The sequence below is a fragment of the Streptomyces sp. NPDC051217 genome (assembly GCF_044455465.1).
GTDB lineage: Bacteria > Actinomycetota > Actinomycetes > Streptomycetales > Streptomycetaceae > Streptomyces.
On sequence record NZ_JBITEV010000003.1, the window covers coordinates 365936 to 376429 of the forward strand.

6 protein-coding genes are annotated in these 10494 nt (G+C 70.7%); all 6 read right to left on the reverse strand.

Annotation, left to right across the window (positions count from 1 at the left end; all coding sequences use genetic code 11):
• Window positions 1-42: 42 nt before the first annotated feature.
• Entirely contained in the window at window positions 43-1326 is a 1284-nt protein-coding gene (locus ACIBBB_RS09870; protein ID WP_398980486.1) for a nucleotide sugar dehydrogenase, read from the reverse strand.
• A complete protein-coding gene (locus ACIBBB_RS09875; protein WP_398980487.1) occupies window positions 1323-2957 on the reverse strand; it encodes a glycosyltransferase in 1635 nt (544 codons plus the stop codon). Before ACIBBB_RS09875 ends, ACIBBB_RS09870 begins: the two co-directional genes overlap by 4 nt.
• The gene (locus ACIBBB_RS09880) at window positions 2954-4534 is read right to left on the reverse strand and encodes a glycosyltransferase family 4 protein (RefSeq protein WP_398980488.1); all 1581 of its coding nucleotides are present in this window, start codon (window positions 4532-4534) and stop codon (window positions 2954-2956) included. Before ACIBBB_RS09880 ends, ACIBBB_RS09875 begins: the two co-directional genes overlap by 4 nt.
• A complete protein-coding gene (locus ACIBBB_RS09885) occupies window positions 4524-5549 on the reverse strand; it encodes a Gfo/Idh/MocA family protein (protein WP_398980489.1) in 1026 nt (341 codons plus the stop codon). Before ACIBBB_RS09885 ends, ACIBBB_RS09880 begins: the two co-directional genes overlap by 11 nt.
• The gene (locus ACIBBB_RS09890; RefSeq protein WP_398980490.1) at window positions 5546-6664 is read right to left on the reverse strand and encodes a DegT/DnrJ/EryC1/StrS family aminotransferase; all 1119 of its coding nucleotides are present in this window, start codon (window positions 6662-6664) and stop codon (window positions 5546-5548) included. The genes ACIBBB_RS09885 and ACIBBB_RS09890 overlap by 4 nt, the downstream gene beginning before the upstream one ends.
• Before the next feature lie 350 nt (window positions 6665-7014).
• Window positions 7015-10494, reverse strand: a 3480-nt coding sequence (locus ACIBBB_RS09895; RefSeq protein ID WP_398980491.1) for an Rne/Rng family ribonuclease, incomplete at its 5' end; no start/stop codon positions are given.

Sequence of the window (10494 nt, forward strand, 5' to 3'; positions counted from 1 at the left end):
ACCGTCGCGGTTCGGGCCTCTCGCGGTTCTCCGTCGGAGGGGTCAGCCGCCGATGACGACGCGGCGTACCCCGCGCCACGCCTCCGGGTCGGTGGTGCGGCGGCCGTCGACCAGCACCGTGACGTCCGGCAGGTCGGCCGGCTTCAGGTCGCGGTACTCGGCGTGGTCCGCCTGGAGCACCGCGGCCGTGACCTTCTCGCCCTGGTGCGGCGGCAGGCCGTGCGCGGTCAGTTCCTCGGCCGTGTACATCGGGTCGGAGACGTACGCCACGGCGCCCCGGGCGCGCAGCGCGTCGACGGTCGGGAAGACACCGGAGAACGCCGTCTCCTTGACGCCGCCGCGGTAGGCGGCGCCCAGCACGAGCACGCTGACGCCGGTCAGGTCGCCGTAAGCCGCCGCCAGCAGGTCGACCGCGTACTCGGGCATCGCGGCGTTCGCCTCGCGCGCCGAGCGCACGACGGTCGCGGTGGGGTCGTTCCACAGATACATCCGGGGGTAGATCGGGATGCAGTGACCGCCGACGGCGATGCCGGGCTGGTGGATGTGGCTGTACGGCTGGCTGTTGCAGGCCTCGATGACCTTCTTGACGTCGATGCCGTTCTGGTCGGCGAAGCGCGCGAACTGGTTGGCCAGGCCGATGTTGACGTCGCGGTACGTGGTCTCGGCGAGCTTCGCCAGCTCCGAGGCCTCGGCGGTGCCGAGGTCCCACACGCCGTTGGCACGGGGGAGGTCCTCGCGTACGTCGAAGTCGAGGACGGCTTCGTAGAAGTCGACGCCGTGCTTGGTCGACACCTCGTCGATGCCGCCGACGAGCTTGGGGTAGCGGCGCAGATCCGCGAACACGCGCCCGGTCAGGACGCGTTCGGGCGAGAAGACGAGGTGGAACCCCTCGCCGGGGGTGAGCCCCGAGCCCTCCTGGAGCATCGGCGCCCAGCGGGTGCGGGTGGTGCCGACGGGCAGGGTGGTCTCGTAGCTGACGAGCGTGCCGGGCTTCAGGCCCTTGGCGATCGCCTTCGTCGCCGAGTCCATCCAGCCGAAGTCGGGCACGCCCTCGGCGTCCACGAAGAGCGGGACGACGACCACGACGGCGTCGGACTGTGCGACGGCGGCGGCGGTGTCGGTCGTGGCCGTGAGCAGCCCGGCGTCGACGGCCTGCTTGAGCTTGACGTCGAGGTCGTGCTCGCCGGGGAAGGGCTCCGTACCGGCGTTGACGAGCTCGACGACCTTCTCGTTCACGTCGGCGCCGATGACGCGGTGGCCCTTGGCGGCGAACTGCACGGCCAGCGGCAGACCGATCTTGCCGAGCGCGACTACACAGATATTCATCGGGTTACTTTCCTCTTGAGCCGGGGCAGCAGGCTTCGTACCCGCGCGCCGAGGGACAGTGCGGGCTCCCACAGCGGAGCTGTGCTGATCACCAGTCGCCCCTTGGGATTCACGTTGGCCGACGCGCGGTACGGGACGGCGTCGCCCCAGCGGCGGGCGAGCGGCATCGGCAAGCCGCGGGTGCGGACGGGGATCTCGTACGTGGAGCCGGCGACGTCCACGTAGACACGGGCACCGAGTTTCGCTTTGACGGGTGGCAGGGGAATCCGGGCGGTGAGCACCGTCCCCGCGCCGTCGGGTGCCGGACGGCGGGTGAACTCACCTGTCGCCGGTGGCAGTTCGGTGTCCTTCGGCAGGATCCTGCTGTTACCCACGCTCTTGGGCAGGGCTCTGGACCGCAACCTGACGACGGCGGAGTCCGTGTCTCCCCCGAGCGGCAGACGCACTGTCAGGTTGATGAAGAGGTTCTGCCCCTGCTGTTCCCACGCGGCTGCCAGCAGTCTCGTGCCCGCGCCGAGCCGGCCCGTGACCGGACCCAGAAGCTGGAACGCCCTGTCGGGGAGGCCGTCCGTCTCAGCGCGGAATCCGGGATACAGCGCGTAGGCGCGATCACCGTCGAGAAACGTCGCCGGAAGTGGGCCTCCCGCGGTGTCGACGCGGACCAGTTCCGTGAGGGTCCGGGTGTCGCGCCGGAAGACGCAGTGGAAGCGAACGCGCTCAGGAACGGGCACCCTGTCCTGCACTCTTTCGAACAGGTCCTTGTAGTAGTCGTCCAGGAATGCGCCCGCCGCCCGTACACACTCCTCGCGCCTCGTCGGGTCCATGGAGAGGAAGTTTTCGCCGAAGATCCAGGCCAGGTCCACCTTGAGCAGCCTGAGCGCGAACTCGTCGTACAGCTCTCCCGGGCCGGCAAGCCGGTCCAGCAGGTCCAGGACATGCCGGCAGACCTGCAGGCGCTCCTCGAACTTGGCCCGGTAGGTGATGTTGCTGTCGTCCGGCCGCCGTACCGCGTAGTAGCAGTCGTAGTCCGCCACGACCGAGACGGTCGAGGCGTGGACGTACGCCTCCAGTGTGAAAGGCATGTCGCTGCTGACGGGCAGGTTCTCGGAGAAGCGCATGCCGTGGCGCTCGATGAGGTCACGCCGGTAGAGCTTGGTGTTGGAGATCGCGTAGAGCGCGCCCGAGCCGATCAGCTCGATCTTGTCCTTGCTGCTCCGGAAGACCGCGCGCGGCACCGACCGGTCCCCCACGGCGACCATCTTGCCGAGAACGACGTCCGATTCGTTGCGGTCCGCCATGGCGACCATGCGCTCCAGCGCCTCGCGGCCCATGTAGTCGTCCGAGCCGGTGAAGAACACGTACCGGCCGGACGCCTGGTCGAGCGCACGGTTGCTGGGGCCCGCGGGGCCGCCCGAGTTTGCCTGATGCAGCACCTTGACCGTGCCCGGATGGAGCGCCGCGTACTGGTCGAGCTGCGCCCCGCTTCCGTCGGTGGAGCCGTCGTCGACCGCGATGATCTCCATCCGGTCCAGCCCGATGCTCTGCCCGAGGAGCGAATCGAAACACTCCATGAGGGCGGGCATCGTGTTGTACACCGCCACCACGACCGTCACATCAGGTCTGTCGCTCATGCCGCCACCCGGCTCTTCGGTGCTCCGGCCTTGCTGCGCGGGCGGCCCAGGAGCCGGGAGTAGACGCCGTCGAGGATCTCGGCCTGTGCCTCCCAGGTCCATTCGGTGAGCAGGCCCTGGACCTCGTACACCTCGCGGTACTTCTTGGGGTCGGCGAGGACCGCCGTGACCGCGCGGACGTAGTCCGAGACGTCCTCTGCCGTGAAGACCTCGCCCTGCCCGGTCTTCGCGACCATCTCCCCCATCGTCTTCACGTCGCTGACCACGAACGGCAGCCTCGCGTGCGAGTACTCGAAGAACTTCGTGATCAGGGCGATCTCGTGGTTGGGCCAGTGGTGGATCGGGATCACACCCACGTCCGCCGCCGAGAGGAACGGCACGACCTGGTAGTGCGGTACGTACGGCAGTATGTGGACGCGCTCGGCCACCCCCAGCTCCGCCGCCCGGTCCAGCAGCGACGTCATGTACTCCGACGTCGGTCGCAGCACCACGAACGCGACATGGACACCCGGCAGCCGCGGCAGCGACTCGACCATGATGTCGAGGCCGCGCTGCGGGGCCGCCGCTCCGCTGTAGACCGTGAGCGGGACGTCGGGGCCGATCCCGCACAGGGCCCGCAGGTCCGGCACCGGCTCGGCGGCCTCCTCCGGGGAGATCTCCGCGTCCGGGGCGTTGAGCACGATCTCCGGGGTGGCGGTGAGGCCGTGCCGTTCGACGAGCATCTCGCCGAGCGTCCCGGAGACGGTGGTGACCGCGTCGGCGTACTTGGAGTACTCACGCTCGTGCGCGCACTGGGCGATGTGCCAGCGGGGGTGCGGGTTCCAGGGCTTGATGCCCGGCAGGAACTCGTGCGCGTCCCAGACCAGCTTGATTTCGCGGCCCCTGCCCTTGGCACGGAGCTTCGCCCGCGCGCCCACGCCGATCATGCGGAAGTCGTTCGCGTGGATCAGATCAGGTTCGAGGGCGTCGATGACCTTGCCGTACGCCAGTTCCAGATCCCACAGGAACGGGTCGAGCCGGCGCCAGGCCCGGTCCCCCATCGTGCGCTCCCAGAACGCGGTGGAGAAGCGGTCCAGCCGGGACGTCATGTCCTTGCGGCGCTGCTCCAGCGCGCGCGTGCGACGGGCCCGCAGACCCACCCACTTACTCAGCGCCTTGGCGGCCAGGCGCGGCGGGATCAGTGCCAGTCTCCGTACGGTGGAGCCCGCCAGCTTCGCCTCGATGACCCGGAGGTTGAGCTCGGCGCGCCACGCCTTCATCCGCTGCCTGCGGTAGGCGGCGAGCGGACCCGGGGGGTAGGCGAGCGGGGAGCGCAGGATCGCGCGCCGGTACTCGTGCCGCCTGCGGTGCATGGGTCCCGGTACGTGCAGCAGCCTGACCTCGGCGTCGCCCAGACGCCAGGTCTGCTCCTTCCTGTTGGGCGACTTGCCCAGCAGTACGACGTCCCAGCCCGCGGCAGCCGCCGACCGGGCTTCCTTCTGTACGCGCGAATCGCCGTTCACGCCGTTGTCGACCAGCATCACGATCCGCCCACGCGGGCCCTCGCGCCGCTGCGCCACCACTTTGTCAGCCGACATGGCTCGCGGGGTCTCCTGTCTCAACAGCCACCGTGCGGCCGCTCGCCGCCGACTCCAGCACCGACGCTGCCACCTCGACCGTACGAAGACCCTGCCGCAGCGTGCAGATGTCGTGGGACTCGCCGAGGACGGCGTCACGGAACAGTTCGTGCTCCACCAGGAGCGGTTCGCGCTTGGGGATGGCGTAGCGGATCATGTCGCCCTCGGCCACGCCGCGGAAGGCGCGCAGCGCCTCCCACTCGGTCGTCACCGCCGCGTTGGAGTAGAAGGTCAGGTCGGCGGTGAGCGTGTCGGCGATGAAGCAGCCGCGTTCGCCGGTGACCGAGGTGAAGCGCTCCTTGAGCGGGCTCAGCCAGTTGACCAGGTGGTTGACCATCGTGCCGTCGGAGAGCCGGCCCACGGCGGAGACCATGTCCTCGTGCGGGCGGCCGCTCTTGGACACCGTGTGGGCGGAGATCGAGGTGTACGCCTGGCCTGTCACCCAGCCGGTCAGGTCGATGTCGTGGGTGGCGAGGTCCTTGACCACGCCGACATCGGCGATCCGGTGCGGGAAGGGACCCTGACGGCGGGTCACCACCTGGTACACGTCGCCGAGCTCGCCCGCCTCCAGCCGGGTGCGCAGACTGCGCAGCGCCGGGTTGCAGCGCTCGATGTGGCCGACGCCGGCGACGAGGTCGCGCGATTCGAAGGCCTCGACCAGCCGGCGCGCGCCCTCGACGGTGTCGGCGAGGGGCTTCTCGATGAGCGCGCTGACCCCGGCCTCGGCGAGCTGGAGACCGACCTCCTCGTGCAGGGCGGTCGGGCAGGCGATGACGGCGTAGTCGACGCCGAGGGCGAGCAGTTCGCCGACGGTGTCCAGGACGGGTGCGCCCTGCGCCAGTCCGTTCTTGTCGCCGAGCGGGTCGACGACCCCGACGAGCGTGACGCCGTCGAGTCCGGCCAGCACACGCGCGTGGTGGCGCCCCATCGAGCCGAGGCCGATCAGCCCGGCGCGCAGTCCCCCAGCAGTGGTCACAGGTTCTCTCCCAGCTTGTTCACGGCGGTCACGATCCGCTCCAGGTCCGACTCGGACAGCGAGGGGTGCACCGGGAGCGAGACGACCTCGGCGGCCGCCCGCTCGGTCTCCGGCAGGTCCCAGTGACGTCCGGCCTTCTGGTCCGGCTCCCAGAACGGCCGCAGCCGGTGGATGGGGGTCGGGTAGTACACGGCGTTGCCGACGCCCGCCTCGGTGAGCGCGGCCATGGCGGCGTCGCGGTCGCCGGTGATCCGGACGGTGTACTGGTGGTAGACGTGGTGCGCGCCCTCGGCGACCGGCGGTGTCACCACACCGGGCGCGGTGATGTTCCCGGTCAGGTACGCGGCGTTGGCGCGGCGCCGCTCGGTCCAGCCGGCGAGCTTGGTGAGCTGCACCCGGCCGATGGCGGCGGCCACGTCGGTGAGGCGCATGTTGGCGCCGACGATCTCGTTCGCGTACCGCTGCTCCATGCCCTGGTTGCGCAGCAGACGCAGGGTGCGGGCGACCTCGGCGTCACCGGTGGTGATCATGCCGCCTTCGAGGGAGTGCATGTTCTTCGTCGGGTAGAAGCTGAAGGTGCCGCCGGAGCCGAAGGCGCCGACCGGCGTGCCGTGCAGGGACGCGGCGTGCGCCTGGCAGGCGTCCTCCACGACGGCGAGCTTGTGCTTGTCGGCGATGGGCATCAGCTTGTCCATCGAGGCCGGGTTGCCGTACAGATGGACCGGCATGATCGCGGCGGTGCGCGGGGTGATCGCGGCCTCGACGGCGGCCGGGTCGAGACCGAAGTTGCCGGGCTCGATGTCGGCGAAGACGACGTCGGCGCCGACGAGCCGGACGGCGTTGGCGGAGGCGGCGAACGAGAACGACGGCACGACGACCTCGTCACCCGGGCCGATTCCGAGGGCGAGCAGCAGCAGGTGGAGCGCCGATGTGCCGGAGTTCACGGCCACGCAGTGCCGGCCGGCGACGAGCTCGGCGAAGCCTTCCTCGAACGCGGCCACTTCGGGACCCTGGACAACCCGGCCGGTGCGCAGCACTCGTACCGCGGCCTCGATCTCTTCTTCCCCGATGACCGGGCGGGCAGCGGGGATGGGCTGCACTTCACTGCTCGACATGGACGTCGTCCTCCTTGAACACCGCGAAAGCTCTCTGGGGCAGAGGTCAGGAGTTCAGCGCGCGTCTCATGAGGCCGCGTGTACCCCTACGGCGCGATGGCCGACGCCCTGCCGAGGAATGTGTGGGACAGCTGTCCCTGTACGGGCCGGTCCCCGACCGCAGGTTCCGGGCGGGGACTGTCGTCGGCGGGGACCGCCAGTCACATTATCAGGAATTTCCGACAGAATTTCGGGGCTGTTAACTGGCAACCGCGTCAACCGCGAAACAAAAGACCCGTGCCCCGCACTGGATTCCCAGGGCGGGGCACGGGCCGTTCAACTGGCGATCACCAAAGGTTCAGCTCACAGGCTCAGCCATCCGTGGGAACCGACACGCCGGACGCCGATTCGCGCTCGGCCGCCGATGTCTTCTTGGCCGCGGACTTCGAGGCCGCCTTCTTCGCGGTGGTCTTCTTGGCGGCGGTCTTCTTTGCCGCCGTCTTCTTGGTGGCCGCCTTCTTCGCCGTGGTCTTCTTGGCGGTCTTTCGAGCCGCCTTCTTGGCCGGAGCCGAAGAATCCGCATCGCCGTCGTGGCCGCCGTGATCAGCGTCGGACCGATCGGCGATCGCGGCGGGTTCGGCCGACGGAGTGGTCTCCGCCGCCGAATCCGAATCCACGACAACGACGGCCGCCTCCTCGGTGCCCGCCGGCGAACCGGCCGGGGCCGACGCCTTACGGGTCGCCCTGCGACGCGCACGCGGCGGCGCCGCCTCGGACGTGTCGCCCATCCGCGCGTCACCGGCGGGCGTGTCGGCGGCACTCGTGTCGGTGGAGCCCTGGGACCGTACGGCCTCCGGCTCCGCCGCCACGGACGGCGCCGACGGCTCGACGACGACCTCGGCCGCCTGCTCCGACGCCTCGTCCGACCCGGCCTTCCGGGGCGAACCGGCCGGAGCCGACGCCTTACGGGTGGCCCTGCGACGGGTACGGCCCTGCGGAGCGGCCTCCTCCACGACCGGCTCGGGCTCGGCCACCGGCACGGACGACGCGACCGGGGCCGGCACCTCCGCCGGCTCCTCGGCCCTGGCCTTCGGCTCGGGCTCGGTCGACCTCGGCGAACCGGCCGGAGCCGACGCCTTGCGCGACGCCCGGCGGCGCGAACGCCCGCCACGGGCGGCCGTCTCGGCCTCCGCGACGCTGCTGTACAGCTCCTCGTCGGGCACGAACTCCGGCGCGGGCAGCGCGACCGGGGCGGCGACCTCCGCCGCCACCTCGGCCTCGGACTCGGTCTCCGCGTCGTTGAGGACGTCGGCCGCCGTCTCGTGCTCGTGGTCCGCGCCGGACCCGCCGCGGCGCTTCTTCGCGCGCTTGCCGTTGCCGCCACCGCCGGCGTTGCCACCGCCGCCACCGGAGCTGGTCGGCTGCTCCATGTGAACGATCACGCCACGCCCGTTGCAGTGGACGCAGGTCTCGGAGAACGACTCCAGCAGGCCCTGGCCCACCCGCTTACGGGTCATCTGGACCAGGCCGAGCGAGGTGACCTCGGCGACCTGATGCTTCGTACGGTCCCGGCCCAGGCACTCCAGCAGCCGCCGCAGCACCAGATCCCGGTTCGATTCGAGGACCATGTCGATGAAGTCGATGACGACGATGCCGCCCAGGTCGCGCAGCCGCAGCTGACGCACGATCTCCTCGGCCGCCTCCAGGTTGTTCCTGGTGACGGTCTCTTCGAGATTGCCGCCCTGGCCGGTGAACTTCCCGGTGTTGACGTCGACCACGATCATGGCCTCGGTCTTGTCGATCACCAGCGAACCGCCGCTCGGCAGCCAGACCTTGCGGTCCAGCGCCTTCATCAGCTGCTCGTCGATCCGGTACGACGCGAAAACGTCGACCTCGCTGGTCCAGCGGTTCAGCCGGTCGGCCAGGTCGGGCGCCACGTGCTCCACGTAACCGTGGATGGTCTGCCACGCCTCGTCGCCGCTGACGATGACCTTGGTGAAGTCCTCGTTGAAGATGTCGCGCACGACCCGGACGGTCATGTCCGGCTCGCCGTAGAGAAGGGTCGGGGCGTTGCCGCTCTTCGCCTTCTTCTGGATGTCCTCCCACTGCGACTGGAGGCGCTCGACGTCGCGGCGCAGCTCGTCCTCGCTCGCGCCCTCGGCGGCGGTACGGACGATGACGCCCGCGTCCTCGGGGACGATCTTCTTCAGGATGGTCTTCAGCCGCGCCCGCTCGGTGTCGGGGAGCTTGCGGCTGATGCCGGTCATCGAGCCCTCGGGGACATACACGAGGTAACGGCCGGGGAGCGAGACCTGGCTGGTGAGGCGCGCGCCCTTGTGGCCGATCGGGTCCTTCGTCACCTGGACGAGGACCGACTGGCCGGACTTGAGCGCGGTCTCGATACGACGGGGGCCGTTGGCCATGCCCAGCGCCTCGAAGTTGACCTCACCGGCGTACAGGACGGCGTTGCGCCCCTTGCCGATGTCGACGAACGCGGCCTCCATGGACGGCAGTACGTTCTGCACCTTGCCCAGGTAGACGTTGCCGACGTAGCTGGTGGCCTGCTCCTTGTTGACGTAGTGCTCGACGAGCACGTTGTCCTCAAGGACGCCGATCTGGGTGCGCTCGCCGTTCTGCCGGACGACCATCACGCGCTCGACGGCCTCGCGGCGCGCCAGGAACTCCGCCTCGGTGATGATCGGCACGCGGCGGCGGCCCTGCTCGCGGCCCTCGCGGCGGCGCTGCTTCTTCGCTTCGAGACGGGTCGAGCCCTTGATGGACTGGACCTCGTCCACGCCCGTACCGGGCTCGGTGTCCTTCGTACGGCGCTCACGCGGCTCGCGGACCTTGACGACCGTACGCTCCGGGTCGTCCACGCCGTTGTTCTCCGTGTCGGAGCCACCGTCGGCGCTGCGACGACGCCTGCGGCGACGCCGCCGGCTGCTGCTGCTTCCGCCGCCCGACTGGTCGGCGGAGTCGTCGTCGTGCTCGTCGGAGTCGGCGGTGTCGGCGGTGGTCGCCTCGGAGTCGTCCTCGTCATCGGTGTGCTCGTCCGACTGCTCGTCGGCCTCGGCGGACTCACCGCGGCGACGGCGACGGCCGCCCCTGCGGCGGCGCCGCGAGGGGCGGCCGAACTCGTCGGAGTCCTCGGACTCGGAGTCGGACTCGTCGCCCTCGGCGGACTGCTCGGTGTCCTGCTCCTCGTCGGCGTCCCGCTCGGCGGCGGAGGCCGGGGCGGGCGCGTGCTCGGCCGCCTCCGCGGCCTCGCCGCGGCGGCGACGCCGGCGGCGGCCCGAGGGCTCGGGGGCGGGCGCGGCGACCTCGGCCACCGTCTCGTCCTCGATGTCGATCTCGATCTCGTCGAGATCGTCGTCGTCCTCGATGTCGATGGCGGCGGCCATCGCGGCAGCCGTCTCGGGGGTCTGGAACATCGGCTCGGCGAAGACCGGCGCCTGGAAGACGGCCACGGCGGGCCGGGTGGCGCGCCGGCGCGACCGCTCGGGCGCCTCGCTCTCGGCGTCCTTCGCGGCGGACGGCCCGGAGCCGTTGCGCTGCTCGGCCTTCCTGGCGGACCTGGGCTCGGCCTTCGGCTCCGTCTTGGGCTCGGCGGCGGCCTCCGGCGAACCGCCGGACCTGCGGCGCGAACGGCCACGGGTGGCGGCCGTCTCGGCGGCCTCGACCTGCGCCTCGTCGGCGGTGATCTGGGTGACGGCGTTCGCGGGGAGCGTCTCGCCCTGCGTGATCCCGTCGTCCTCGGCGTCCGCGTCGGCGACCGTCTCCGCGGGGGCGGCGACCTTACGGGTCGCACGGCGGCGCGTACGCGGCGGCGCGGGCTCCTCGGCCACCGGCTC